Raw genomic sequence first — 26,609 nt, 5'->3', positions numbered from 1 at the left:
AGCCCGACATTGCTGTCGAGCTTTCTTAAATATGGTGCCCGGAGGCCCGATTCATCAACAACAGTGAACCACCGACACGTCGGGGGTTCGAAGCCGCCTCAAGCAGAGTCTATTAGAAACAAAAAAGGCCCTGCATTTCTGCAGAGCCTTTCTTAAATATGGTGCCCGGAGGCGGAATCGAACCACCGACACGGGGATTTTCAATCCCCTGCTCTACCGACTGAGCTATCCGGGCCTTGTCTGACGCCGCGGGGGCTGTCCACAAGAGGCGCGTATTAAACCTTGTCGGGTTGTCGGCGTCAACCCTCCGACCCAAAAATTTCGGGGCGGAGGTTCAAACTGAACAAATTTTCATCAAGTCAGCTAAAACCGGTAGGAAGCCGAGACAGAGCCGTACTGATCGCCGTCTTCCTGGCCTTCAAATTCCTCTGTGCGGAAGATGTTGGTCATGGTGAAACGCCAGTTGCCTGCGCCCATCACCAGGCCGGCCTGCAGATCACCCACCCACTCTTCCGGCTCGACGCTGTGGGAGTCGCCGTCGCGGTTACCCTCGAGGAAGATGTTGTAGTCAACGTAGCGCCCATAGGCACCGGCGAAGACGTACCAGTAGAAGCTTTGATCGGGTTTGAAATAGTCGCCGCCGGTGTTATCGGGGTCGATCAGCGGTGGGCCAAAATCACTTTGCAGGCCGCTACCAAAGCGGATCGCGAGGCCAGTACCGACGTTGCGCTGCGAGCTACCGAGCATGGTGCTGACCTGAGGCACGATATCCACGTTGCCATCAATCACCGGGATCATCCACTGGTGCTGATAGCGCAGGTCGACGGTGACTTCGTTGTCCAGTTGATTGTCCCACCCCATGGGTTCTTCGGAATCCGTCCAGTCGTGCACCTGGGTCTGAACACTTTCGGCGCCCGAGTTGGGGCCAACGGTACCGACGATCAGCTGCAGAGAGTCGACGTGGCGAACGCTGCCCTTGGAATAGCTGTCTGCCAGCAGTCCGGCACTCAGGTACAACCAACCGGCATAGGGGCGGTCATTCTGGATAACATCGGTTCGGCTGAGATCTCGCGGGGTGTAGATTTTCTGCCCCAGGCTCACGGTCATGCGCAGGTCGTCACTGCTATCGGCGAACGGCAACAAAGCTGATGTGGCGGCCAACCAGTCCGGCATGTAGGTATCGCTGACGTAGGACAGTTGCAGGCCGTTGGTGTAGTTGTCGTCGTTGCTGGTGGTGAACAGGTCATTTTCCCACGACAGGGAGAATGTGCCTTTGCTGTCCGCTGCCAGGGATCCGGGACTGCAGAGTGCAGCGCTTAACGCGGTGACCGCCGTGGCCGTCATCGTGGAAATGGACTTTGAGAAAGAGGACTTGGGCAAAAAGGGTTTAGATATAGAGAGCTGGGATAAAGTGGATTTCGACATAACGCCTTCCTTGATGCTGATAATATGACAGCGGTTTTGCAAACCGCGTACCAAACAAAAAAAGCATCGAAAAAGGCGTAAATTGAGTGATTCTGTTCACAAAATCACTCGGTATTGAGATGACGACTTGTAGCTTTTACAGTCGCTTTTACAAAAAATTCCAAAAAACAGACCGAAAAATAGGGAAGAGACTCAGTCCTTCTCGGGTACAAATCCATCGGCAGCGTCGTAGTCGTCACCGGCGAAAAACTTCTCCATCTGCTCGCTGAGGTAGGTGCGGGCGGTCATGTCCATCATGTTGAGGTGCTTTTCGTTGATGAGCATGGTCTGGTGCTTAAGCCACTCACCCCAGGCTTGCTTGGAGACGTTTTCAAACACGTCCATGCCTTTGGGGCCGGGGTATGGGGGCGCATCCAGGCCTTCCATCTCTTGCTGATATTTGCGGCAGAACACCATGCGGCTCATACACGTAACCTTTTGAATTGATTGATGAATGATTGATTTTATAAACAGGAAAATGGCTCAGGCAGTGGCCAGAGGCTCCAGCTGACGGAGCTTTTCCAGCAGCAGTTTGACCGGTGCGGCCAATCCCAGAGACGCGGGAGCATGCACATCATACCAATAAACGGCTCGCTCTCCGACCTGGCTGGCGCTGGTTTCGATGTCCGCCACCACTGGGGTGATGTCCAGGTGGTAGTGGCTGAAGGTGTGGCGGAAGCTGTCCCAGGTTTCCTGATGGATCAGTTCCTGACCGTGAGCTTGCTGCCAGTAATCGGTGACGCACTCTTCGCTGGCGATTTCGGGAAAACTCCACAAGCCACCCCAGATCCCACTGGCAGGTCGCTGTTCCAGTAGCCATTCGCCATTGGGGTTGCGCAGCATCAGCAACTGGACGGATTTTACCGGTTTGTCTTTTTTCGGTTTTTTGCCGGGGTAGTCGGTTTGATTGCCCTGATGGAAGGCCTGACAGGAATCCATCAGCGGACAGCTGTGACAATCGGGTTTGCTGCGGGTGCAGACCATGGCGCCCAGATCCATCATCGCCTGAGTGTAATGCTGGCAGCGCTGATCGGGGGTGAGTGCTTCGGCGATCTCCCACAACTGATTCAATACCGAAGTAGTACCGGGCCAGCCGTCCACCGCATAGTGACGGGCGAGCACCCGCTTGACGTTGCCGTCGAGAATGGCGGCCTTCTGGCCCATAGACAGACTGGCGATGGCACCGGCGGTAGAACGGCCAATGCCAGACAGGGATTGCAGTTCGTCGACACTGGCGGGGAATTCACCCCCAAAATCCGACACCACTGCTTGGGCGCACTTGTGCAAATTGCGGGCGCGGGCGTAGTAACCGAGACCGGTCCACAGATGGAGTACGTCGTCCTGCGGCGCGGCAGCCAGAGCCTGCACGGTGGGATAGTGCTCCATAAACCGCTCGAAATACGGAATCACCGTGGCGACCTGGGTCTGCTGCAACATGATCTCGGACACCCACACGCGGTAAGGCGTCACGCCCTGTTGCCAGGGCAGGTGCTTGCGGCCGTGCAGGTCGAACCAGTCGAGTACCCGCTGTGAAAAATCTTGTGCTAAAGAACTGTCGCCAAGAGCTTTGGTCTGCTCCTGTTGTTTACGCGACATACTGCTGTTTACGCGACATACTGCTTTCCTCGAATTACGTCATGGCGAAAGACTGGCGATGGGCCCAGTCTTTCTTGATCAGTCTTTCTTAAACAGACCTTTTAACAGGCTTTTAACGGCTTCTTCCTTGCTGTCGGATTCACCGTCGTCACTGCTTTCATTCAATTTCTCTTGCAGCTTTTCCTGCAGTTTGTCTTTCAGCTCGTCTTTGGCTTCATCGGCCAACAGGTCGTTGATGCGTTTGCTGTCGACGCCGCAGCTGCCGGCCGACACGGTATCCAGTGAACCTTTGCAACGCAAGGGCAAATCCTTGTTGCGCCAGCGATCGCGGATCTGACAGTCGCGGTTGGGGTCGGCTTCGCCCACAAAGGCAATACTCAGTGGTACATCGAACTTGCCAGTGACGTAGTTGAGAGTGCCGTTCGCCTTCACGCCAAGGTTTTCCACCCCGGCACTGAGGGATTGAATGGTGAGCACTTCGCCGTTGAGCGCCAGCGACGATTTCACATCCAGCAGTTTGGTGAGGCCTTTCCATTGCAGATCGGGGCTTGGCTTGCCATTGACCAGCGCCGCCAGCTGACAGGCGTTGCGTTCAATATCGACGCCGGAGAACGTCAGTTCGGCGGCGTTCAGGTTGAGATTGGCGGCCACGTTCTTCTGCCACTGGCGCAGGCTTTGACCTTGCGTGTTGAGGGTGAGATCGCCACCGGCGTTGCCAGACACACGCTCTTCATCCATAAACAGCACCAGCAGGGGTTTCAGCTCCAAGCCAGTCAGGTCACCTTTGAGTGCCACTTTGGAGGCTTTTTGTCGCGCATCCAGCGAGCCATTCAGGTTGAACTTGCCCTGATCCAGCGCGGCAGACACGGTCTGCAAATTAACCAGACCCGATTTGGCGTTGAGCTTGAACACCAGATCGGTGAAATCCAGCTGCTTGGCCGTCAGTTGCGCCAGGGTGATCGCGGCGCTGGCATCGAGATCTTTAAGAGCACTGAGATCCAGCGGCTCGTCGGACATGATCAGCGGATTGGCACCCGCTGCAGAAGTCTTCGCACCTTGAGCCGGAGCCTGTTTGGCTTCCTTCTTGGCGGCGGCCACTTCTTCCTGTGGCACTGGCAGGTAGCGATCCAGGTCCAGCTTGTCGCCGTTGAGCACCAGCTCCATGGCACCATTCTTGTCGATACCGGCGTGGCCGGCGAAAGTGGTGTCATCCAGCTTGAGCGACAGATTGTTGAGTTTCCAGGCACCGTCATTACCGACAACTTTGCTGCTCATGGACACCTTGCTGAGGGCATCGGCGGCGGACATCTCCGGCAGTTCGATACCAAACTGGGTCAGCCATTTGGCCAGATTCACCGGCTTTAAGGCCAGATCCAGTTCAGCGGCCAGGGTTTCCAGAGCCACGTCGCCGGACAATTCCAGAGTCATCGGGGTCTGATTGGCGGCGACTTCTAACTGCAGATCGCTCATGGACAGGTACTGTTTTTCCAAATCAAAGCCCAATCTGCCTTCGCTGCTGATGTCCAGCGGCTGCTGACCGTCCAGCTTGAGCGTGGCTGACTGCTGCAAGTCAAACGGCTGACCGGTCAGGTCGAAACCGTCGACGCTGAGGTTCAGGTCGCTCAGCTCAATGCGGGAGCCGGCGGCCAGATCGCGATAGATCAGGTGGGTGTCTTCCAGTCTCAAGCGTTCGATCACCAGTGAGACGGGGGTTCCGGTGGAGGTTTCAGTGGTCGCCGAATCGTCGGCAGCACCCGGTGCTTCGGCCTGTGTATCGGTTTGAGACTGTTCTTGTGAGAGCTGTTGAGATTGCTGCAACATCTCCCAGTTGCCACGGCCCTGTTTGTCCTTCCAGACATTCACCTGCACACCGGAGAATTCCAGCGCTTCGATGGAGACATTGCCGCTGAACAGGGGCATGACCGCCACCGCAGCCGCCAGCCGTTGGGCGTCCAGCAGGGCTTCATCGCCGGTCATTACCTTCACGCCTTCGACGCTCAGCCCGAGGGTGGGAAACCACTGCCAGCTCAGGTTACCGTTAATTTCCAGTGGCACGCCCTGCTTTGCGGCCAGCTTCTCGATATCGTCACGGAAGTCATTGGGATCCAGCACCATGGTCAGATACAGCACCGCGCCTATTATCAGCACGACCACCAATCCCACAATACCCGCGATTATCCGTATGAAGCTGCCCATTTTTTCTCCTCCTGATGACTGAAACGTCCGGCTCCCTGAATTGTAAAGCCGACTGACACACAGTCTAGACCTTTATGTCTGATATAAGTTTTATTGTGTCTTGCCCTTCGCGCCAGCCAGTCCATCGGCAGTCTCACAAGTCAGAAAATGCCTGCTACGCTATTATTACGCCCCACTTATTACGCCCCGCGCGGGCTAGCGGCGGGCAAGGTCTCAACTACAGCATCCACCACAGGATAATGGCTGCTTGGACGAAAACCCCGCAACCGGAAGGTGCGGGTCGTTCCACAGACGCTCAAAAGTCGCTAAACTACGCGCCTTTGGCAGAAAGCGCCCGCCGTGTGGCCAAACCCGTTTACGATTTGATAATTGAAGGAAAGCACCATGAGTGAAGTTCGCAGCGAACTGAAATACCTGTCCAGCCACGAGTGGGCCCGCGTTGAAGCCGACGGTACTGTGACCATCGGTATTACCGACCACGCCCAGGACAGCCTTGGCGATGTGGTTTACGTAGAGACTCCGGAAGTGGGCAGCACGGTAACCGCTGGCGAAGAAGCCGGTGTGGTGGAATCTGTGAAGGCCGCGTCTGACATCTACTCTCTGATCAGCGGCGAAGTGATCGCCATTAACGAAGCTCTGGAAGAGACGCCGGAAATCGTTAACGAATCTCCGTACGACGATGGCTGGTTCTTTAAAGTGAAGCCTAGCGATCTGACCGATCTGGACAGTGCTCTGGACGCCGATGGCTATACCGCTGTTTGCGAAGACGACTGATCCCCGCTGATCTTTCGTTTGCCCGGCAGTTCAGTCCCTGACTGGACTGCCGACGGCAAAAGCCATCAGTTCTGCAAAATCAACTGATTGAAGTACACCCCGATCAGATCCAGCTCCCCTTCTTCTGCCATCACCAGATCGTAAATGGCTGCGTGGGCTTTCTGTCGCAACAGCTCTTTCCCTTCCTGAGTTTCAAGGCTTTCCTGAGTCTGCTTGCTGAACAGCATGATCAATTGATTGCGAATATAAGGCATGTGGTGGCGAATGGAATTGACGTCTTTTGGGGTGCCTACGCGCACGGTCAACTCGGCTTTCAGATAGTGCAAGCGACTGGCGAGTGCGCCTTCGTTGTTGCCATAGTTGACCACAAACGGAGGTTTCAGTGGTAAATAGATCGACGACGCCTTCTCCTCACCTTCGGCAGCGTCCGCTTGTTCCTCACCTTCGGCAGCGACTGTCTCCTCTTCTTCCGGTTCATCCTCGGCCCATACTGGCGATGTCAGTATCAGCGGCAAGACCAGTACTAGCGTCCTGATCAGTAGCGACAGCCCGACCAGATTTTTCTGAACCTTCAAAACCCCACTCCCGTACTCTGAGTTCATGATTGCGACCGGAACGCCCATTTGCAGCCGGCATTTCTTGAGTTGGTGGCCAAATTCCCCTAGTGTAGCGCTTCACCAATTCTGTAGCCCCTCACCACGATTCATGACGACTCACTACTTATCGGGGAAGTGACCACTGTGACCATCCGCACAACTTTTCTACTGATCTTTATCGGCTGCACCGGCCTGAACTTGACCGCACTTTACTTCCAGTACGGTATGGATATGCATCCCTGCCCGCTGTGCATCACTCAGCGCATCTTTGTGTTTGCGGTCAGCCTGTGCGCGCTGATTGCCGCTGTTCACAATCCCGCTCAGCTGGGTCGACGGATTTACTCGGCGCTGGCCATTGTGGCTGCCGGTGTCGGCTTGTCTGTGTCACTGCGTCATGTCTGGCTGCAGAGCCTGCCGGAAGATCAGGTCCCGGCCTGCGGTCCCGGTCTGTCCTACATGTTTGACAACTTCCCGCTGGGCGACGCGGTCAATCTGCTGCTGCAGGGCGACGGCAACTGCGCCGATACCTCATGGATTTTTCTGGGGCTGAGCATGCCTGCCTGGGTGGCGGTTTCGTTTGTGATTCTGATTGGCCTGAATCTCTGGCAGATGTTCCGCAAAGTCTGATCGATAAGGCTAAGCCCCTATGCTGAAAGGTCTTATTGTTCTGCTGTTTTTCCAGCTCTGCGGCGAAACTCTGGTGGCGCTGTTGCACAGCCCTATTCCCGGTCCTGTGGCCGGGATGCTCCTGCTGTGGCTGGCACTGGCCTTAAAAGGCGGCCCGTCCAAAGACGTGGATGACATCAGCCACGGCCTGATCCAATACCTGAGTCTGTTCTTTTTGCCCGCCGGTGTGGGTTTGTTTTTCCTGCCCGATAGCATTCAACGCTACTGGCCTGCGGTGTTGGCCGCGATGGTTGCAGGTACGTTTATTTCGATGTTGTTCAGTGGCTGGCTAATGAAGCGACTGTCCGGCAAGCACTCTTCCGGCTCCGCCTGATTGAGATGACGGAACTCTTCCTGCCATGAATGACCTGATTCACCATCTGCTGACCTTCTGGAACAGCCTTATACACAAACCCCTGTTCGGCCTGCTGCTGACCCTGGTCGTCTTTCAGGGAGCGCTGTGGTTTTACAATTTGTGTGGACGCCGGGCTTTTGTGCATCCGGTGGCAGTCAGCTCCGTGGTCATTGCCGCTTTTTTAAAGTTTGGCGGTATCCCCTACCGCGAGTATGTACAGGCCAATGATCTGATTTATTTCCTGCTGGGGCCCACCACGGTGGCGCTGGCCATTCCGCTGTACCGGGAATTCCACCATATCCGAAAACTGGCTTTCCCAGTACTGCTGACAGTCCTCCTCGGCGGAGTCTTTGCCGCAGTGAGCGCCGTGGGCATTGCCTGGATGATGGGGGCCAACGAACAGGTTCTGCTGTCACTGGCACCCAAGTCCGTCACCACCCCCATCGCTATTGGCATTGCCAACAATATCGGCGCACTGACCACCCTCACCACTGGCGTGGTGGTGTTTACCGGTGTGATCGGTGTGCTGCTCAGCCCGGTGGTGTTCTACTTGCTGCAGCTGCATGACCCTCGCGCCCAGGGGATTGTACTGGGCCTGAACGCCCACGGGGTTGGCACAGCCCGAGGTTTCGAGCTCAACGCCACCACCGGGGCTTTCGCCACTCTGGCCATGGGCCTAAACGGCGCGTTTACCGCTCTGACACTGCCGTATATCGTACCGCTTTTTTGACCTCTTACCTCCCCTAAAACACCTGTAGAACTTTAGGCGACAGCGTCAAATTTTACGGAAACAGGGTTTCAGAATTGGATGGCACATTTCGCTTGCCGTGGCCTTCAGGATCACATATCTTGGACTGAACGGTCATAAAAAGTAGCGACCGACAGCAAAGAATTGCAACCTGCGATTGTAATACTCACGTGCAAATACACTTGCAAATTACGATGGGTAAAAAGCACGTCTTGGCCACCGGATACATTACCGGGCAAGATGTCAGCAAACGCCCATGAGTCAGATGAAAGAAAGGATGTACTGCCATGCTAGAGAACTGCGAATCGGCCAAAGAGCGTTGGGGTGGGGTCAGCAATATCATTGACCGCTGGTTACAGGAGCGCCAGGCACTGTTGGTTCGCTATTGCAGTCTGAACGAATCGCCGGACAAGACTCCTGCTCCCGAGTGGGTCCAGGAAGTGTGTCAGCTGCTGGTGGATTATGTCTCCGCCGGTCACTTTGAAGTCTATGACCAGCTGGTAAAAGAAGCCCGTGAATTCGACGATGAGGATGCCCTGAAAGAAGCCCGCACCCTGATTCGCACCATCGACAACACCACCGAATACGCGCTGGATTTTAACGACAAATATCTCGAAACCGACGACCTCAGCACCATCGCCGAAGATCTTTCCAAGCTGGGCGAAGTGCTCGCCAATCGCTTTGAAGCGGAAGACCGGATGATCGAAGTGCTGCACACCTCACACAAGGATCTGGTCACCTGATCAGGACGGTTAGCCCGCTGCCTGGGCTAATGCTGCCCAGGTTACTCCTTTAGCTTAAATCGCCAGCCAGGCGCCCCAGAATTCTCAGGGCGCCTTCCAGCTCTTCCGTCCAGGGTTGAGCCACACTGATCCGCAAACAAGACTCCAGCCCCTGTAAACCAAACACCTGTCCCGGCACAAAACAAACGCCTTCTGGCTGCGCCCTGTCCAGCAATGTCAGCGCATCGGGTGCGCTTTTCGGCAGAGAAATCCAGAGCACAAATCCCCCCTGCGGCTGAGTCGCGTGGGTTCCCTCAGGAAACGCCTCCGCAACAACCGACAACGCCAGTTCTATATTGATTCGATACTGTCGCCGAACCCGCGACAGATGCTTGTCAAAGTGGCCGCTCTTTAAGTAATCCCGCACCTGCAATTGCGGCAGCGTCGAGGTGCCGGTGGTGCTCGCTCGCTGACGCTCCATCACCCTTAAGCGATGTTCACCCGCAGCCACCCACCCCAGTCGCAGCCCCGGCGACAAGGATTTTGAAAACGACGAACAATAGATCACGCGTCCATGGCGATCAAACGCCCGCAGAGGTCTGGGGCGCTGCTCTTGTTCTCTCCTGAAGGCATCCTGTTGGCTCTTTAAGTGATCCTCGCCATGCGCCAGCTCACCGAAGATATCGTCTTCAATCAGGTGGAAATCATGTCGGTGAGCCAAATCAACCAGCTGTTGTTTGGCCGCCTCGGTCATGCACGCGCCGGTGGGATTGCTGTAGGAGGGAGAACACAGGCACACCCGGATGGGCCAGCGCTGCAAGTCGTCTGCCAGTGCTTGCACGTCCATGCCGGTTACCGGATCTGTGGCAATGCTCACCACGGTTAGCCCCAGACTTTCCAGCGCCTGCAGAAAACCGTAGTAGCACGGTGTTTCCACCGCCACCACATCACCGGGCTGAGTCAGTGCCTGCAGCGAAATCAGCAACGCCTCCTGACAGCCGTTAGTGATGACGATTTCCTGCGCATCCACCTGACAACCACAGGCCAGCATACGCTGGGCAATCAGACGACGCAGTTCGCCATCGCCAGGCGACGGGTAGAGCGTGAGGCTATCATTAAAATGATGTCGCACGACCCGATTGGCGGCCGCCTTCAGTTGCGCAGCCGGCTGGAAAGACGGCGCGGGCACCGCCAGATCGAAATGCATGCGATCTGGATATCGGTTCTGGGCGAATACCCGGGCGATGGTGTCACTCATCTGCAATTGGGTTGGCTGACTCCCCCGACTGGGCTCCGGAGCCTCAATCTGTCTCTGCGCAGGAATCGCAACATAGATGCCGGATTTCTCACGCGCGGTAACCTGACCGGTGGTTTCCAGATGCTGATAGGCACTGACCACGGTGGAGACACTGACACCTCGCTGCCGCGCCAGTTGTCGCACCGAAGGCAAGCGCTCGCCGGGCCGATAAAGGCCCTGTTCGATATTAGCCAGCAGATCATTGGCCAGGTTTTGATAGAGCATAGCAACACACCTTGATCTGTACTGGTTTAATTTCAACAAAATTGTATCTGTATTGCTTAAAGGGTGCCAGCTACACTGCTTTCTGAAACCAACAGCTCAATCTGTGTTGCCGCGTAGTTATGACAGCTCCAACCAGATTACCGCTGAACTGATTTTTGATGTCACACGGATTAGATCCCATGAAGCTACCTATCTATCAAATCGATGCCTTTACCGGACGACTCTTTAAAGGCAACCCGGCCGCAGTGGTGCCACTGACCGATTGGCTGGATGACAACCAGTTACTCAATATAGCCGCCGAAAACAATCTGTCCGAAACGGCGTTTTACGTTCCGGCGCAAACAGGCGAGGTCGATAAGGACGGCGCAGCGTTCGATTTTCACCTGCGATGGTTTACGCCCACCCACGAGGTGGATCTTTGTGGGCACGCCACCTTGGCAGCCGCTCATGCCTTGTTTGATGGACTGGACAGTGCAAACCCCTGCACAAGCACGGTGATTCGTTTTCGCTCACGCAGCGGCATCTTAACGGTCACCAAAGAGGCGGAGGGCTTAACGCTCAATTTTCCAGCCCGCCCCGCAGTGCCTCAACCGGTACCTGAAGAGATGCTGCAGGCACTGGGACTGGAATCGGTCCTCTTCTCCGGCAAGTCCCCGCGGGACTGGCTGCTGATCGTCGACAACGAAGCCACCGTCGCCAACCTCAAACCCAATCTGCATCTGTTGGCAAACGCCTCCGACGCACCGGTTATCGTCAGCGCTCAAGGGGATGCGTGTGATTTTGTCTCCCGTTTTTTTGCTCCCCGCCTGGGCGTAGATGAAGATCCGGTGACGGGTTCCGCTCACTGCACACTGACGCCCTACTGGGCCGAAGCTTTGGATCGGAATATTCTCTCCGCCCGACAGATCTCCGCTCGCGGTGGCGATCTATTATGTCGTCTTGAAGGAGAGCAAGGAGTGCGGGTGTCTTTGACAGGCCAGGCCGTGACCTATCTGGAAGGCAGCATCCGTTATTAAAACCACTCTCGGTTTTCTCAATAGACGCCAATAAAAAAAGGCCGACGATGAATCGTCGGCCTTTTTAGTGATTCGGGTTCGGCGCGTGCCGATCGCAATCAGTTAGTGGCGGTACCCGCATTGGCGTTCAGCAGCTCGATCTCAAACACCAAAGTGGCGTTCGGGCCAATCTGACCGCCTGCACCACCGGCACCGTAGGCCAGATCAGAGGGGATATAGACTTCCCACTTCGCGCCTTCTTTCATCATCAGCAGGGCTTCGGTCCAACCTGGGATTACTTGAGTTACACCAAAAGTCGCAGGTTCGCCGCGCTGGTATGAGCTGTCGAACTCAGTGCCGTCGAGCAGCGTGCCTTTGTAGTTCACGGAGACCTGGTTGTCACGAGTCGGTTTTGCACCTTTACCCGCTTCCAGAACTTTATACTGCAAACCGGATTCTGTGGTTTTGACACCGTCTTTTTTGGCATTGGCTGCCAGGAAAGCCTTACCTTCTTTCTCGTTAGCCTCGGAAATCTCTTTCATGGCTTCCGCTTGCTTGGCCTGCTGCTCAGTCTGCAGAGCACGCATCGTATCCTGCATATCCTCTTCGCTCAGTTTCGGCTCAGTGCCTTTTTGAGCATCCTTCATGGCTTGGGAGAAGACTTCCGGGTTGATATCAATCTGACCCTGCTTAAATCGCTCGGCGGTTTTGTAGCCGAATACGTAGCTGGCACGGTCAGTCAGGGATTCAAGTTTATCCGCCATCACCTGCTGGTTGAGCCCAACAACGAAGAATGCTGTGGCTGCCGTACTCATCAGTATTTTTTTGGAGATCATAAATTTCTTCCTGTTATTCATCCGCCCTTAAGAACGAACCTTTTATTGCTTTCAGTTTTGCCATTCAGTTCGATATGACCACTGAAACGACCAGTGGTTCAGCCGCCAGTGTGAAATCCTGCACATTGGCACGACTGTCATAGCAACCATATCGACTGTTGGCACTTCACCTGGTACACAATCCCTGTCAGCTTCCTGCCTTCTTGCCGAAACCTGGAACTGAGAGCCGGGCGACACGGTGAACAACCATACTACCCCAACCGTCACCGGTTCGGCAGCCGTCTTTTGCAGTTTTTGTGGTATCCGTAACCCTTACCGAAAACCGGTGTCGACCATCGATAAAGCGCACTGTTTTAAAGCAGATGATCGAATCTTTGGCGTTTGGATAAAAGCAGGCGGTTTTTTCTGAAAAAATCTGACTTTATTCTAACCAAAGCATACAATTTTCCAGCAAACGTGGGTATGATCGCGTCGAGTAAATTTACCCGACTTAACCCCTAGAGGAATCGCTAATATGGCAGCTCGCAAAAAAGTCAAAAAGGCCGTCGACCCTGTTGTCGATCTGGAATCACAAATCCAAAAATTGACCACTCAGTTGGAAAAAGCCCGCAGCAAAAAACACGCTGATGCTGAAAAAGCCGTTGCCGCGGCCCAAAAAGCCAACGCTGCCGCCCAGAAGAAATTAACCACTCTCAGTGGTAAGTTAGCCACCGCTCAATCTGCCGCCAAAACCAAAAAAACAGCCGCGGTAAAAGACCGTGTTGCTAAAGCCAAAGCCGCCGTTGCTGCACAGAAAAAGGTAGTTGCTGAGACCAAGGCCGTTATTGCCGATACCAGCGCTGAGCTGAAAGCTCTGAAAGAAACCGCCAAACTGAATGCCGCCATTACCGCTGCAGCCAAAAAAGCCGAAAAAACCCTGACCGCAGCCGCCAATAAAAAAGCCGCTGCTGAAGCCAAGAAAGCCAAAGCTGCCGCTCAGAAAAAGGCCAAAGCTGAGGCCGTAAAAGCAAAAGCAGCCGCCAAAAAAGCTGCGATAGCCGCTAAGAAGAAAGCCAAAGCTGAGGCTGACAAGGCCAAAGCCGCTGCTAAAAAAGCTGCCCTGGCAGAAAAGAAAGCCGCAGCCAAGAAAAAGGCCGCTGCCAAAACCAGCGCCAGTGCCAAAAAGAAGACCGTAGCCAACAAGAAAACCGCAGCAAAAAAAGCACCGGCCAAGAAAGCAGCCGCTAAAAAGACCGCAGCTAAACCCGCGGTAAAGAAAGCGGCTCCTAAAAAAGCGGCAGCTGCCAAAGCCACAACCAAGAAGGCCGCCCCTAAAAAAGCCTCTGCCAAACCAGCCGCGAAGAAAGCAGCCCCGAAAAAAGCCGCTGCCAAGCCAGCCGCTAAGAAGGCTGCGCCTAAAAAGACAGCCGCGAAGAAGCCAGCTGCCCCCAAAGCGGCTCCTCAGGTAACTCCTGATGTAACTCCCACAAAAGCCAGTCCAGCGGCTGAAGTTACAAAAGCTCCAGAAGTTAAACCAGCACCGGCTCCTGCTCCTGTGCCAGCACCTGCTCCCAGCGATGCGCCTATCAGCCCAAGCCTGTTCGGTGACGACTAAGCTAAACTGATCCGCATCGAATAACCGCTGCGGCGCTCTGTCTCAAACCGGGACAGATCGCCCAGCGGTTTTTTTATGGCCGATGTTTGCGGCCATTGCTCCAGTGTTCAAGAATTTGCATTAACTGGTGATACTCAGGCTCACTGGATCCCAGTAACTGAATCAGGTAACCGTCGTCTGCAGACCTGACATCACTCCCTCCCGAAAGTCCATCACTGATCTTTTGTAAGTCCTGAAGCTGCCGCTGTTCACTTTGCAGCTCCCAGGTTTTCACCATCGACCGAATACCCTGCCAGGGTGTACGTTTTGGCAGAAACCTGCGCACACGTCGCAAAGGCCCCACCCGCCAGCGCTCCGCCCTTTGGCTTCTGTTAACGCCCTGTTGCCACAAAGCCAATTGGAAGGGTCGCGATCGGGCATCCAACCACAGAGCCCACAACAGAAGGTTTACATTGATACCTCTGCGATCCTGCAAATGCAGACACAGAGCCTCCATTTCCGGCTCTGCGTAGATCGATAAACTAAAATCCCACAATGATTCGGGAAAGGGGCTCATAGGACACTCTCATGACAGACACGGCGTGATAGAATGCCGCCATGATTACATTACACGACCTGAACTTACAACGGGGCAGCAAGATTCTGCTGGAAGGCGCCTCGCTGCGACTGCACGATGGCCACAAAGTCGGATTGATTGGCGCCAACGGCACCGGAAAATCGACCCTGTTTAAAATGCTCAGTGGCCACATTGCCCAGGACCAGGGCGAGTGTAATATTCCCTCTGGCTGGCGCATTGCGCATATGGCTCAGGAAGTATCACACAGTGACCGCTCCGCTCTCGATTATGTATTGGATGGCGATACTGAATTTCGCCGTTTGCAAACCGCCATTGCCGAGCAGGATCACGATGACGGTGAAGCGCTGGCCAAGCTCTACGCCCAGTTTGAAATCATCGATGGCTACACGGCCGAAGCCAGAGCAGGGGAATTGCTGCACGGCCTGGGGTTTGGCAGTCATGAAACCGCAAAACCGGTCAGCGACTTTTCCGGTGGCTGGCGCATTCGTCTAAATCTGGCACAAGCGCTGATGTCTCCTGCCGATCTGTTGTTGCTGGATGAGCCCACCAACCACCTGGATCTGGATACCACCTGGTGGCTGGAACAACGGCTACAGCGCTTCAAAGGCACCCTGCTGATTATTTCTCACGACCGGGATTTTCTCGACAATACCGTGCAGCACATAGTCCATATCGAGCGCTCCAAGCTGGAACTCTATAACGGCAACTACTCCGCTTTTGAGCGCCAACGCAGCGAGCGCCTGGCACAACAGCAACAGATGTTCGAACGTCAGCAGACCCAGATCGCTCACATTGAACAGTTTGTGGCACGCTTTCGAGCCAAAGCCACCAAAGCCAAGCAGGCTCAAAGCCGCCTGAAAGCTCTGGAGCGGCTGGAGAAGATTGCCCCCGCGCATGTGGATTCACCCTTCCAGTTTCAGATTCCCTGCGCTGACAAGACCTCTCACCCGCTGTTGCAACTAACCGATGCACAGCTGGGATACGATGACAGTATCATCTTAAAGAGCGTTAACTTGAGAGTGGAGCCGGACAGTCGACTGGGGCTTCTGGGACCGAACGGCGCGGGTAAATCCACGCTGATCAAATCTCTGGTGGCGGAACTGTCTCTGGTGGAAGGCCAGCGCACCAGTGGCGAACACCTGGCCATCGGTTACTTTAATCAGCATCAGCTGGAAGCTCTGGATATGAACGCCAGCGCCGGCCTGCACATTCAGCGGTTATCGCCCACGGCTCGGGAACAGGAAGTGCGCAACTTTCTCGGCGGTTTTGGATTTCACGGTGATCGCGCCTTTGAAGTCATCAAACATTTCTCCGGCGGTGAAAAAGCCCGTCTGGCGCTGGCATTAATCGCCTGGCAGAAACCCAATCTGCTGTTGCTGGATGAGCCCACCAACCACCTGGATCTGGACATGCGTGAAGCGCTCACCCTGGCGCTGCAAACCTACCCCGGTGCCGTACTGGTAATCTCGCACGACCGTCACTTGTTGCGCAATACCGTCGATGATTTCTTACTGATCGCCGACGGTAACGTAGAGCCCTTCAAAGGCGATCTGGAAGATTATCACCAATGGCTGGCACAGCGGGAAACACCCACGGAAAGCAAACCCGCTGACGAGTCAGGTAACTCGGACAAGATCGACCGCAAACAACAGCGTCAGCAGGCCGCGGAGTTTCGCAAGCAACTGCAACCGCTGCGCAAGAAAGTGCAATCCGCCGAGCGGCAAGTGGATAAGTGGCAAACGCAGATGGATGAGCTGGAAACTCAGCTGGCCGATACCAGTCTGTACGATGCCGAACGCAAGGATGATCTTCAGACCCTGTTGAAGCAGCAATCCGATTGCCGACAAAAACTCGATGCAGCTGAGGAAGAGTGGATGACGCTCAGTGAAGAGTATGAAACTCTGGAAGAGGGATTCAAGGAAAACAGCTAAGAAGAACTGTCTTCCACATCAACACCTTTGCTGTTGGCTTTTTTACGCAACAGCTTGGTGGCTTCTTTTTGCATATCCGTCACCTTGTCCTTTTCATCGATAATTTCGAAACCTAACAGTGTTTCAATAATATCTTCCATGGTGACAATACCGCCCACGCTGCCGTATTCGTTGACGATTAACATGATGTGCGAGCGCTGCGGCGCAAGATCCTGAAACACCTGATAGATCGTAGTGTTATCGATGAACGCCGGTAATTTTCGACGGTAGTTACCTAAAGACGATGCCTCGTTGCCTCGAGCCTGGGCCAGTAACAGATCACTTTTGATCACATAACCGGTAATGTTGTCCTTATCCCCTTCATACACCGGAATACGGGAAAACGGTTCCTGCTGATGCTTGTGAAAAAACTCACCCACCGTCATATCCACAGACAGGGTAAACAGCACGGTGCGGGGTGTCATAATCTTACGCACCGTGACGTCCCGTATCAGCATCAGGTTTTTCAATATAAGAGCTTCTTCGTTCGACAAAGCTCCCTGCTCGGACCCCAGGTCGGCCATGGCGGAAAGTTCATCACGACTGAAACCATCCAGGGCTTCGTCAGATTTTAAACGGCGGGTAATGAATTCTGACATCACCACCAACGGCATCAACATAATCACCAGATATTTTAAAATGTAGGCAGTCGCCGGGGCTAACTGACGGGCGTAGTGGGCACCGATGGTTTTGGGGATAATTTCTGACAGCACCAGAATCAACAGCGTCAGAATGGCTGAAACGATGCCCAACGAGGCACTGCCAAATATCTTGGTAGCCTGCGCACCTGCACCCGCAGCACCAATGGTGTGGGCAATGGTGTTCAGGCTCAGGACGGCAGCCAGCGGCCTGCTGACATCCGTCTTTAACTGCTTCAGGATAACTCCGGAACGCTTGCCTTCCTGCTCCAGCACGGCTACCTGAGCACTGGACAGACTTAGCAATACCGCTTCAACCACCGAGCACAAAAAAGAAACACCAATGGCGATAAAAATATAAAGCACCAATAAAGCCATGAATATTCCTTTTGGGTGTTGAGCGATGCGGTACGTTAGCAGGGCAAGACAGCGACTGTAAAACGTCCGATGCCTTGCCTTAGGAGTTGATTACTTAATAGAAACTGGTTACATAATGAGAGCTGTTCACATGAATAGCTTACATGAAACGCAACAGCCCAATTACGCCATGGTGAGTATCTGATCCACCAGTTTGGTAATGCCTGACGCCGCCTCGCGGATACGACCCGCCATCATATAGGCCGAGGTCGTCACCAGCTTGTTGGCTTCATCGACAATAATTTCATCCACCTCGGAAGTCACATGATCGCCCCCCATGGTTTTAATGGCCGCCGCGGTGTCTGGGTCCTGACCGATGGTACATTTAACACCCTCTCCAAAAATGGCAACCGCCAGAGTTGGCGCGATACAGATCAAACCAACGGGCTTGTCAGCCGCCTTGAAGCCCTGCACCAGAGACAAGACCGAAGGTTCGACAGACATCTCGGCTCCTTTCACCGCGAAGTCACTGAGGTTCTTTGCTACACCAAAGCCGCCCGGAATGATCAAAGCGTCAAAGTCCTCAACGCGGGCCTCTTTTATGTCCTTGATCTCGCCACGGGCCAGACGTGCTGCTTCAACCAATACCTGACGACTTTCGCCTTCGGCCACTTCACCGGTCAGATGGTTGACCACGTGCATCTGTGGAATATCCGGCGCAAAGCACTGAACCTGCGCGTCCTTCTGATCCAGCGTCAACAGTGTAATGACTGACTCATAGATCTCTGACCCATCGTATACCCCGTTTCCGGCCAGGATCACCGCGATTCTTTTTGACATAAAACAAGACCTCTTCGTGTTTTCCAGATCAATGGCGATATTCGCTGATTAGCTTTTCACACCGATTTTTAAATATGCCATATTGTAGAGGCTCGCAAGCCACTCACCAAGGAGACAAAACAATGGCAACCTTATTAGCGATTGTTGACCCCGGCTTTGACGATTTATCCGCCCTTAAACGCGCGGAGCAACTCGCCATCGACACAGGCGCCCGCCTGCACTTATTTTGCTGTGATTATCTACACGACATCTCTGCTTTTAGCTCCCGCAAGGAGGCCAAGGCCTCCACTCTCGCACAGAATAAGGCCCAACTGGAAGCCCTGGCAGAGCCGCTGCGACAAGAGGGCATTGCCGTCTCCACCGAAGCTTACTGGAACAGCGAGTGGCAGGAGTCCGCTGTCCATGCCAGCAGTCGCGTGGGGGCTTATCTGATACTCAAATCCTCACCCTTAAAGACACCCGGCTCGGACTCCGAGGCTGAAGTCGCATTATTGCGCAAGGCCAATTCAGCCGTTCTGTTGGTTCGAGACTCCGCCCCCTGGACTCATCAGAGAATCCTCGCGGCCATTACACCCGACGGTGACGACAGTGGACACGACTTGCTCAATAACCAGATCATCACTCAGGCGCACCGTCTGGGACAAGCCACTCAGTCCACCGTTCACTGCGTGACGGCACTTGAACAGAAACTGCAAATTGTCGATGTCTTCATTCTGCTGGCGGACAATCATTTGCCCGATGAGGCCGAAGTCCACAGCAATGAGGAACACATCAGCCAACGCTTTGGCGTGCCTCCGGAGCGGATTCACATTCATCTGGGCCCGCCGAGGGAAGTCATCTTACAGACGGTCGAAGAATTGCGGGTGGATGTTCTGATTATTGGTACCGTGGCCCGTCACGGCGTCAAAGCCGCACTGATGGGCAATACCGCAGAAAAACTCCTGAGTGTCATTGATACGGATATTTTAGTGGTCAATTAAGCCATCTGTTTTGATCGGCGCTCGATATTACATCGGACACAAAAAAAGCCGCGCATTACTGGGCGGCTTTTTTGTGCCCTGGAGGGCACAGTCTTAGTGAAGGATCAGGTATTACCCCTCTCCTATCGTCTTTACTTCTCTACGTGTGCATCGATTTCAGCAATCACTCTGCGGTTTTGAGCACGGCCTTCTTTGGTGCTGTTATCCGCGATAGGCATGGTTTCACCGTAGCCTTGTGAGTGAATACGATCAAGAGGGATGCCGTAATTCTGAAGCTCGGCGGCAACTGCTGCTGCGCGTCGCTCAGACAGGTTTTGGTTGTAGGACGCAGCACCACTGGAATCGGTGTGGCCCTGAACTTCAACCTTCACGCTTTCGTATTGTTTCATGAAGTCAGCGACTTTCTTGATGTCATCATCGTACTCAGATCTGACAACAGCGCTGTCATTGGCGAACTCAATATCAATCTCCATCTGGACAGCTTCTTCCAGCTGCAGAGGACAACCGACATCATCCACTTTGAGACCCGCAGCGGTTCCAGGACACTGATCTTTGTAATCCGGTACACCGTCGCCGTCACTGTCCAGTGCACAACCCGTAGAGTCTACTGGCGCACCCGGAGGCGTGTTAGGACAGGCATCGGAATCATCCGGCACACCGTCACCATCGCTGTCAGGGGGAGTAGGCCCTGACACGTCACCGATCAGGAAGCTAACCGCCAACTGGGCAGCCATATCCGTCATCTCTTCATCCAGGCTGTTAAAGGCACGGATATCACCACGGATATTAACGTGCTTGCCAATCATGCGCTTGACACCGATACCGAGGTTGAGTCGGGTTTCATCGATATCGTCTGCACCACTGTCAAAATCGAAAGAGTTATCGCCAACACCGGCCACGATGTATGGACGCCAGCCGCCACCTTCTGTCAGGTGATAGAGCATATCCAGACGATACTCTTCAGCGTCACCGCCAAAACTGGAGCCGTCATCAAAGTCCAAATCTTCGGTCTGGGTCCACCAGCCCTCTACAGTCCAGGTACGGTTCAGGGCAAAACCCAAACCGGCGCCATAGAAACCGGCATCGTCCAGATTACGATCCGTATCCCAGACGCTGTAACCGCCGCCACCCATAATCTCGAGATGGCGACCGTCCTCAGCCAGCGCTATAGGCGCTGCGATCGCACAGCTCAAGCCAATGGCTGCGGCTAGTTTTTTGGTTGTTAACTTCATGGTATTGCTCCTTGCCTCTAGAACTTGTCAGTAAAACGTTTTTCGCAGGTCGTTTCAGAACTGCCGAACTCCGCTGCTCAATAACGCTGTCTTTGTTATACCCAGACCGACTGATCTTTATAGATCGTGACCTTAGTTATAGACTGAACAGCGAGTTTTGCCTATTTAATCGATAAAATTTGCTTTGTTAACGGTTATTTTTCACTTCAAACCGGAAATTAATCCTTATAGATGGACTTTTCCTAAGGACTTTAGTCTGCGTTTTTAAATCGCGCCAGAAAACCTGGCCCCTGCATCACGAATAATAGGCAGATTGGGGACAATTTTCCTTAAAACAAGCATTAGAGGGTACACACTCTGCATAAATTGTCGCATTAATTTTCATGTACGTTCTTCTCCGTACAGACAAGAGCGCATCGTGAAGCAATTGTGTTTAAAACCGATGCGAGGTGCCTAAAAAAACTTCGAACGGAAAAGAAATGGAAAGGACAGATGAAGAGCAGCAAACCTCTGCTCTTCCGAAGTGAAAACCCCTTAACTTTTTTGCAACCGGTTAAGCTGTCTTTTCAAACATCAAATCCCAAACACCATGCCCCAAACGCTCACCGCGTTTTTCAAATTTGGTGATCGGACGATGTTCCGGACGAGGAGAGAACAGGTAGTCTCCCGCGAGGTTTTCAATGCCATCTGCAGCGGAAAGGACTTCCATCATGTGATCAGCGTAAGCTTCCCAATCAGTTGCCATATGAATCATGCCGCCGGGCTTTAGCTTGGTCTTGATTTTTTCCACGAACGCGGGTTGAACGATGCGACGTTTGTGATGCTTTTTCTTGTGCCACGGATCCGGAAAGTAAAGCTGAAAACGATCCAGGCTTTCGTCGGCAATGCAGTCGTCCAATACATCAATCGCATCGGCCATATAGACTTTGAGATTGGTCAGCTCTGCCTTGCCAGCATTGTTTATCAAACAGCCAACACCCGGGGGGTGAACTTCAATGCCGATAAAGTTTTTGTCGGTTTCGTTTTCGGCCATGGTAAACAGAGAGTCACCCATACCAAAACCGATTTCCAGCACCAGAGGCCCTTGCTGCGGAAATGTCTGCTCAAGATCCAGCGCACCATCGAACAGACTGAGACCATAGGCTTGCCAGTAATTGTCAAACGCGTTCTTCTGGCCGACCGTAATCCGCCCACCGCGAATCACATAACTGCGAATGGCTTTCTTTTTAAATTCTGGTTTTACATCAAATGTTTCAGTCATGAGCGCAGACGCTGCCCCTTACAATATTTTTAACAATTCGAAAACGTTAACGGACTTCAAACGAGTTACGGCAACCGCCAGGCCGTGACCACCATCATCACCCAGCCAGTCATAAAGCACAGCCCGCCCAGTGGCGTAATCGGACCAAGCCAGCGAGGGCCGCCAAAGGCCATTGCGTAGAGACTGCCGGAAAACAACACAATGCCGGCAATAAAAGCGTAGCCGGTCCAGTGGAACAGCGATGCCTCAGGAAAACGCAGCAACAACAGAGCCACCAGCAACAACGCCAGAGTGTGATAAAACTGGTATTGAACACCCGTCTGAAAGGCAGACAGCAACTCCGGAGTAATTTTTGCCTTCAGTCCATGCGCCCCAAAGGCACCCAACATGACCGCCAACAAACCACTTAGCCCCGCAATCAGAAGAAAGTGTTTCGCCATAATGGAAGCTCCACAGAAGAAGGTGCGCAAAATAAGGGGGAGTCTGAACGGCAGGCCATACAAGCCCGACATGAAATTGCCGGGTATTGTAGTGCGCGCGGAACTAAAAGGACAGTAGAGACAAAAAAGCCGCAATCAATTGCGGCTTTTAACGGGCTGGAATTTAACCTGAAGTCAGGCTTCCATGGATACCCGGACTTTCTTCATAGCGTTTTTCTCAAGCTGGCGGATACGCTCAGCGGAGACACCGTATTGTGCAGCCAGATCGTGCAATGTGGCTTTTTCATCGTTCAACCAGCGCTGCTGCAGGATGTCGCGGGAGCGATCATCCAGACCACTCAGGGCAGCGGTCAGGCTGTTAACACTGCTCTCTTCCCAGTCTGCGGCTTCCAATTGCAGAGCGGGATCGAAACGCTTGTCTTCAAGGTAGTGAGCCGGAGCCTGATAGGCGGTATCGTCATCATCATCCGAGCCCGCATCAAAAGCGGCATCGTATGCGGATAAACGGCCTTCCATCTCGCGGACATGTTTGATGTCCAGATCCAGGTCTTCGGCCACGACTTTGGCTTCGTCGTTACTCAACCAGGCCAGACGCTTTTTGGCGCCGCGCAGGTTAAAGAACAGCTTGCGCTGAGCCTTGGTGGTGGCGACCTTCACAATGCGCCAGTTGCGCAGAATGAATTCGTGCATTTCGGCCTTGATCCAGTGAACGGCGAAAGACACCAGACGCACACCCTTTTCAGGGTTAAAGCGCTTGACGGCTTTCATCAGGCCGACATTGCCTTCCTGCACCAGATCTGACTGAGACAAACCATACCCGGAATAGCCTTTGGCGATGTGAACCACAAAGCGCAAGTGAGCCATAACCAGACGGCGGGCCGCCTCCAGATTTTCGTGGTAATAGAGCTCTTCTGCCAGACGCTTTTCCTCTTCTGCGGAAAGCACGGCAAAACCGTTAACGGCCTGCATATACGCATTGAGGTTAGCCCCTGGTGCGAGTACCCCGACAGGCTGTAAGCCTTTTCCCATGATGGATGTTCTCCGGTTGTTTCTATCGTTACATCTAGCAGCCAGTACAGCGACTGACGGCGTCTAAACTGGGTGTTCTAAAACGAACTCGCTTCGTACTGTTCGTACTATAGGAAGCCGACTGAGTGTAGCACTCCTAATATAAGAGTGCAAATCCACCAAAAAGTTCGCTTCCCGTGCAAAATAAAGCTCTAAAAAGTGAGTACACACAAACCCTGAGGCCGTTAACGTTACTTTACTGAGGCTCGATATCTCCCAAATGACGACCCACCGCGAGCCACGCCCCCAGCCATCCCACCAGAGCCCCGCTGGCAATCAACAGCAAGCCGCCGCCAAAACCCAGTCCATTTAGCTGGAAATCACTCTGGTAGCTGTCCGCCAGCATCGATACCGGGCCTGCCAGCAACAGCAGCAGTAACATCAGTAGCAACATCGCCAGCACACCACCGCCCAGCCCATACCAGAGCCCGGTGTAAAGGAACGGGCGGCGCACAAAGGCGTCAGTGCCACCGACCAGTTTGACGATGACAATCTCGTCGCGGCGGCTCTCAATCGACAGCCGTATGGTGTTGCCAATCACCAACAGCACCCCCAACGCCAACAGCCCCCCCAGAGCCATGGCCAACTGCATGCCCAGCTCCAGAATCTGGTGCAAGCGCTCAATCCAGGCTCGGTCAAACACCACATCATCCACCAGAGCCTGCTCGCCGAGAGAATCCCCCAGCGCACTGAGGGCCGCCGGCGCAGCATCGGACGCAGGCACCAGCAACAGGGTCGGGGGCAGCGGATTGGTATCCAGCGAACGCAGGGCGTTACCCATACCGGATTCCACTTCGAACTCTTTCAAAGCGTCTTCGGCAGACACATAGGTGACCTGATCGATTTCATCACGGGACTCCAGACGCCGCTGAAAATCGGCAATGGCGCGATCCTGGGCCTTGGGATTGAGAAACAGGGTCATCTGAGGCGCGCCATCCCAGCGCTGTCCCAGAGACTGAATATTGTCGAGGCAAACCAGCAGCGTAGCCGGCAGCGCCAGCGCCACGGCAATCACCAGCCAGGTCATCAGGCTCTGCACCGGCGTCGCCAGCATGCGCTGCAAACTGTCGCGAGCGCTGGATTCGTGATGGGCGAGATACCCCTGCCAGCGATCTTTCCAGCCGGTCTTGTACACCTTGGCACCACCGCCTCGGGTGTTTTTAACCGGTTTCGCTGCAGCCCTGGAAGCACCAGCACCTTTATTGGAAGCACCACCACCTTTACTGGAAGAACCAGAGCCAGGTGGCACCACTCGACTGTTAGACCGTTTCTGGGTTCGCTGCATGCTGCAACACTCCATCGTGGGCCAACTCACCGTTGGCCAATCCCAGAACCCGCTTGTTCATCCGGCGAATCAGTGCCAGGTCGTGACTGGCGATCATTACCGTCACGCCCACATCGTTAAACTGTTGAAACAGGGACATAATTTCCGCCGACAGCGCCGGATCGAGGTTGCCCGTAGGCTCATCCGCCAGCAGCAGCCTGGGCTTGTTCACCACGGCCCGGGCGATCCCGACCCGCTGCTGTTCACCACCAGACAACACAATCGGGTTCTGCTTTTCTTTACTCAGAAGGCCCACTTTATCCAGTGCAGCGCGCACACGGCGTCCCGCTTCGGCCGGGTTATAGCCTTCGATCACCAACGGCAGAGCGATGTTATCGTAGACGCTGCGGTCAAACAGCAATTGATGATTCTGGAAAACCACCCCCACCTGACGGCGCAACTGGGGGATCTGGCGGGACGTCAGGCGATTGAGGTTCTGACTGTTGACGAATACCTGCCCCTGGGAAGGGCGCTCCATCAACATGATCAGTTTCAGCAGGGTACTTTTACCCGCCCCCGAATGTCCGGTGAGAAACACCATCTCGGAGCGGTCCACTTCGAAACTCAGCCGGCTCAGGGCTTCGTGCCCGCCGGGGTAGCGCTTACTGACTTGGTCGAATCGAATCATATCGCCTTCACTGGCTAACCCTGTTAAGCCGTTTCATTAACCACGCTGCTCATTAAAAAGCGCCTGCACAAACGCCTTGGCCTCAAACTGTTGCAAGTCATCCACGCCCTCACCCACACCGATAAAGCGCACCGGTAGGCCGAACTTCTGACTCAGGGCAAAGATCACCCCGCCTTTGGCGGTACCGTCCAGCTTGGTCAGGGCAATACCGGTGACTCCGGCTGCCGCAATGAATTGTTCCGCCTGGTTCAATGCATTCTGCCCGGTGCCAGCGTCCAGCACCAGCAGCACCTCGTGAGGTGCGGTCACGTCCAGCTTGGCCATTACGCGCTTCACTTTGGACAGCTCTTCCATCAGGTGTCCTTTATTGTGCAGACGACCGGCGGTATCGGCGATGACCACATCAAAGTTACGCGCCTTGGCAGAGGCAATGGCGTCAAAGATAACAGAAGCACTGTCGGCACCCGTGTGCTGAGCCACTACCGGTACATTATTGCGCTCGCCCCAAACCTGCAACTGTTCCACTGCAGCGGCACGGAAGGTATCCCCCGCCGCCAGCATCACATTCTTGCCTTCACTTTGCAGCCGCTTGGTCAGTTTGCCAATGGTGGTGGTCTTGCCCACCCCGTTGACACCCACCACCAGGATCACGGCAGGCTGTTTTTCGGGCAACACCAGCGGTTCTTCCACCTTCACCAGCAAATCGGCCAGTGCACTCTTCAGGGCGTCGTAGAGCGCCTGAGAGTTAGACAGCTGCTTGCGAGCCACTCGATCGGTGAGGTTATCGATAATTTCTGTGGTGGCATCAAGCCCCACATCGGCAACCAACAGTTGGGTTTCGATCTCTTCCAGCAGGTCGTCATCGATCTCTTTCTGCCCCAGGAACAGGTTGCCCAGCCCCTCGGCGAAATTGCTGCTGGTGCGCGACAAGCCATCGCGCATGCGGGAAAAGAAGCCGCCCTTTGATTCGGGTTTGTCTTTCTCCGAAACGGCTTTTGCTTCAGTTGCCGCTGCTTCTGTGGCTACTTCTGGTACTGATTCTGGTACTGCTTTTGGTACTGTTTCTGGTACTAGGTTTTCTTTTTCAACACTCTCAGGCGTTGTTTCCGTTGCCGGCTCACTCTCCGTTGCGCTCTCTGTGTCTTTGGAGCTCTCATCGGGGGATGGTTCAGAAGGTGTTTCGCTACTGCGCTTTTTAAAGCGGGCAAAGAACCCGCCTTTGCTGGCTTT

27 protein-coding genes and 1 tRNA gene are annotated in these 26,609 nt (G+C 54.2%); 10 read left to right on the top strand and 18 right to left on the bottom strand.

Going from position 1 to position 26,609, the window contains the following annotated elements:
• Positions 1–159: 159 nt before the first annotated feature.
• From ACTG33_RS07960 to ACTG33_RS07940, 5 genes are all read right to left on the bottom strand, one after another.
• A tRNA-Phe gene (locus tag ACTG33_RS07960) sits at positions 160–235 on the bottom strand.
• Positions 236–363: 128 nt separating this feature from the next.
• Positions 364–1,425, bottom strand: coding sequence for a lipid A deacylase LpxR family protein (locus tag ACTG33_RS07955; protein ID WP_439134671.1), 1,062 nt, complete (start codon positions 1,423–1,425; stop codon positions 364–366).
• 192 nt (positions 1,426–1,617) lie between these two features.
• Positions 1,618–1,890, bottom strand: a complete 273-nt coding sequence (locus ACTG33_RS07950) for an oxidative damage protection protein (RefSeq protein WP_439134670.1) — start codon at positions 1,888–1,890, stop codon at positions 1,618–1,620.
• Between the two features lie 57 nt (positions 1,891–1,947).
• Positions 1,948–3,060: an A/G-specific adenine glycosylase gene (gene mutY, locus ACTG33_RS07945; RefSeq protein ID WP_439134669.1), complete on the bottom strand. Its 1,113-nt coding sequence runs from the start codon at positions 3,058–3,060 to the stop codon at positions 1,948–1,950.
• 78 nt (positions 3,061–3,138) lie between these two features.
• Positions 3,139–5,256, bottom strand: coding sequence for an AsmA family protein (locus ACTG33_RS07940; RefSeq protein ID WP_439134668.1), 2,118 nt, complete (start codon positions 5,254–5,256; stop codon positions 3,139–3,141).
• Between the two features lie 239 nt (positions 5,257–5,495).
• On the opposite strand from ACTG33_RS07940, the gene ACTG33_RS07935 reads away from it, so the two are divergent.
• A complete protein-coding gene (locus ACTG33_RS07935; RefSeq protein WP_439134667.1) occupies positions 5,496–5,648 on the top strand; it encodes a hypothetical protein in 153 nt (50 codons plus the stop codon).
• On the top strand, positions 5,641–6,030 hold the full coding sequence (gcvH, locus tag ACTG33_RS07930; protein ID WP_439134666.1) for a glycine cleavage system protein GcvH: 390 nt from the start codon (positions 5,641–5,643) through the stop codon (positions 6,028–6,030). The genes ACTG33_RS07935 and gcvH overlap by 8 nt, the downstream gene beginning before the upstream one ends.
• 65 nt (positions 6,031–6,095) lie before the next feature.
• Here gcvH and ACTG33_RS07925 read toward each other — a convergent pair whose 3' ends face one another.
• Positions 6,096–6,605 (bottom strand): flagellar basal body-associated FliL family protein, encoded by a 510-nt coding sequence (locus tag ACTG33_RS07925; RefSeq protein ID WP_439134665.1) that lies wholly within the window; start codon positions 6,603–6,605, stop codon positions 6,096–6,098.
• A 165-nt stretch (positions 6,606–6,770) separates the two neighbouring features.
• Between ACTG33_RS07925 and ACTG33_RS07920 the strand changes: the two genes are divergently transcribed.
• The 4 genes from ACTG33_RS07920 to rsd all read left to right on the top strand — a co-directional run bounded on the left by ACTG33_RS07920 (position 6,771) and on the right by rsd (position 9,138).
• Entirely contained in the window at positions 6,771–7,253 is a 483-nt protein-coding gene (locus tag ACTG33_RS07920) for a disulfide bond formation protein B (protein ID WP_439134664.1), read from the top strand.
• A gap of 19 nt (positions 7,254–7,272) precedes the next feature.
• Positions 7,273–7,626 (top strand): CidA/LrgA family protein, encoded by a 354-nt coding sequence (locus ACTG33_RS07915; RefSeq protein ID WP_439134663.1) that lies wholly within the window; start codon positions 7,273–7,275, stop codon positions 7,624–7,626.
• A 25-nt stretch (positions 7,627–7,651) separates the two neighbouring features.
• On the top strand, positions 7,652–8,377 hold the full coding sequence (locus tag ACTG33_RS07910) for an LrgB family protein (RefSeq protein ID WP_439134662.1): 726 nt from the start codon (positions 7,652–7,654) through the stop codon (positions 8,375–8,377).
• Positions 8,378–8,682: 305 nt separating this feature from the next.
• Complete coding sequence (rsd, locus tag ACTG33_RS07905; RefSeq protein WP_439134661.1) at positions 8,683–9,138, top strand: sigma D regulator; 456 nt, start codon at positions 8,683–8,685, stop codon at positions 9,136–9,138.
• A gap of 49 nt (positions 9,139–9,187) precedes the next feature.
• Here the strand turns inward: rsd and ACTG33_RS07900 are convergent, their stop codons facing one another.
• Complete coding sequence (locus ACTG33_RS07900) at positions 9,188–10,639, bottom strand: PLP-dependent aminotransferase family protein (protein WP_439134660.1); 1,452 nt, start codon at positions 10,637–10,639, stop codon at positions 9,188–9,190.
• A 179-nt stretch (positions 10,640–10,818) separates the two neighbouring features.
• On the opposite strand from ACTG33_RS07900, the gene ACTG33_RS07895 reads away from it, so the two are divergent.
• Positions 10,819–11,655 (top strand): PhzF family phenazine biosynthesis protein, encoded by an 837-nt coding sequence (locus tag ACTG33_RS07895; protein ID WP_439134659.1) that lies wholly within the window; start codon positions 10,819–10,821, stop codon positions 11,653–11,655.
• A gap of 98 nt (positions 11,656–11,753) precedes the next feature.
• Here the strand turns inward: ACTG33_RS07895 and ACTG33_RS07890 are convergent, their stop codons facing one another.
• Entirely contained in the window at positions 11,754–12,470 is a 717-nt protein-coding gene (locus ACTG33_RS07890; RefSeq protein WP_439134658.1) for an FKBP-type peptidyl-prolyl cis-trans isomerase, read from the bottom strand.
• Between the two features lie 514 nt (positions 12,471–12,984).
• Between ACTG33_RS07890 and ACTG33_RS07885 the strand changes: the two genes are divergently transcribed.
• Positions 12,985–14,064 carry a histidine kinase gene (locus tag ACTG33_RS07885; RefSeq protein ID WP_439134657.1) on the top strand — a complete coding sequence of 360 codons (1,080 nt, stop codon included), beginning with the start codon at positions 12,985–12,987 and terminating at the stop codon, positions 14,062–14,064.
• Positions 14,065–14,137: 73 nt separating this feature from the next.
• Here ACTG33_RS07885 and ACTG33_RS07880 read toward each other — a convergent pair whose 3' ends face one another.
• Positions 14,138–14,620, bottom strand: a complete 483-nt coding sequence (locus tag ACTG33_RS07880) for a TIGR02444 family protein (RefSeq protein WP_439134656.1) — start codon at positions 14,618–14,620, stop codon at positions 14,138–14,140.
• A 41-nt stretch (positions 14,621–14,661) separates the two neighbouring features.
• Here ACTG33_RS07880 and ACTG33_RS07875 point away from each other — a divergent pair, with 41 nt between their 5' ends.
• Positions 14,662–16,572: an ATP-binding cassette domain-containing protein gene (locus ACTG33_RS07875; protein ID WP_439134655.1), complete on the top strand. Its 1,911-nt coding sequence runs from the start codon at positions 14,662–14,664 to the stop codon at positions 16,570–16,572.
• Here ACTG33_RS07875 and ACTG33_RS07870 read toward each other — a convergent pair.
• Complete coding sequence (locus tag ACTG33_RS07870) at positions 16,569–17,627, bottom strand: CNNM domain-containing protein (protein ID WP_439134654.1); 1,059 nt, start codon at positions 17,625–17,627, stop codon at positions 16,569–16,571. The genes ACTG33_RS07875 and ACTG33_RS07870 overlap by 4 nt on opposite strands.
• Positions 17,628–17,789: 162 nt before the next feature.
• Positions 17,790–18,446, bottom strand: a complete 657-nt coding sequence (elbB, locus tag ACTG33_RS07865; RefSeq protein ID WP_439134653.1) for an isoprenoid biosynthesis glyoxalase ElbB — start codon at positions 18,444–18,446, stop codon at positions 17,790–17,792.
• A 122-nt stretch (positions 18,447–18,568) separates the two neighbouring features.
• Between elbB and ACTG33_RS07860 the strand changes: the two genes are divergently transcribed.
• Positions 18,569–19,426: a universal stress protein gene (locus ACTG33_RS07860; RefSeq protein WP_439134652.1), complete on the top strand. Its 858-nt coding sequence runs from the start codon at positions 18,569–18,571 to the stop codon at positions 19,424–19,426.
• A 131-nt stretch (positions 19,427–19,557) separates the two neighbouring features.
• On the opposite strand, the gene ACTG33_RS07855 is transcribed toward ACTG33_RS07860, so the two are convergent.
• The 7 genes from ACTG33_RS07855 to ftsY form a co-directional block, all read right to left on the bottom strand.
• Entirely contained in the window at positions 19,558–20,658 is a 1,101-nt protein-coding gene (locus ACTG33_RS07855; protein WP_439134651.1) for an OmpA family protein, read from the bottom strand.
• Between the two features lie 553 nt (positions 20,659–21,211).
• The gene (gene trmB / locus ACTG33_RS07850) at positions 21,212–21,919 is read right to left on the bottom strand and encodes a tRNA (guanosine(46)-N7)-methyltransferase TrmB (RefSeq protein WP_439134650.1); all 708 of its coding nucleotides are present in this window, start codon (positions 21,917–21,919) and stop codon (positions 21,212–21,214) included.
• Between the two features lie 65 nt (positions 21,920–21,984).
• The gene (locus ACTG33_RS07845; protein WP_439134649.1) at positions 21,985–22,359 is read right to left on the bottom strand and encodes a DUF423 domain-containing protein; all 375 of its coding nucleotides are present in this window, start codon (positions 22,357–22,359) and stop codon (positions 21,985–21,987) included.
• Positions 22,360–22,533: 174 nt separating this feature from the next.
• On the bottom strand, positions 22,534–23,388 hold the full coding sequence (gene rpoH / locus ACTG33_RS07840; RefSeq protein WP_439134648.1) for an RNA polymerase sigma factor RpoH: 855 nt from the start codon (positions 23,386–23,388) through the stop codon (positions 22,534–22,536).
• A gap of 235 nt (positions 23,389–23,623) precedes the next feature.
• Positions 23,624–24,712, bottom strand: coding sequence for a permease-like cell division protein FtsX (ftsX, locus tag ACTG33_RS07835; RefSeq protein ID WP_439134647.1), 1,089 nt, complete (start codon positions 24,710–24,712; stop codon positions 23,624–23,626).
• Positions 24,687–25,379 (bottom strand): cell division ATP-binding protein FtsE, encoded by a 693-nt coding sequence (ftsE, locus tag ACTG33_RS07830; protein WP_439134646.1) that lies wholly within the window; start codon positions 25,377–25,379, stop codon positions 24,687–24,689. The genes ftsX and ftsE overlap by 26 nt, the downstream gene beginning before the upstream one ends.
• 36 nt (positions 25,380–25,415) lie before the next feature.
• Positions 25,416–26,609 (bottom strand): signal recognition particle-docking protein FtsY (ftsY, locus tag ACTG33_RS07825; protein ID WP_439134645.1); only part of this gene is annotated, 1,194 nt, incomplete at its 5' end.

It is taken from the genome of Pseudomaricurvus sp., from assembly GCF_965662505.1.
Taxonomy (GTDB): Bacteria; Pseudomonadota; Gammaproteobacteria; order Pseudomonadales; family Cellvibrionaceae; genus Pseudomaricurvus.
Note: the sequence above shows the minus strand (reverse complement) of the source record. Positions and strands in the feature narration are given on the sequence as shown.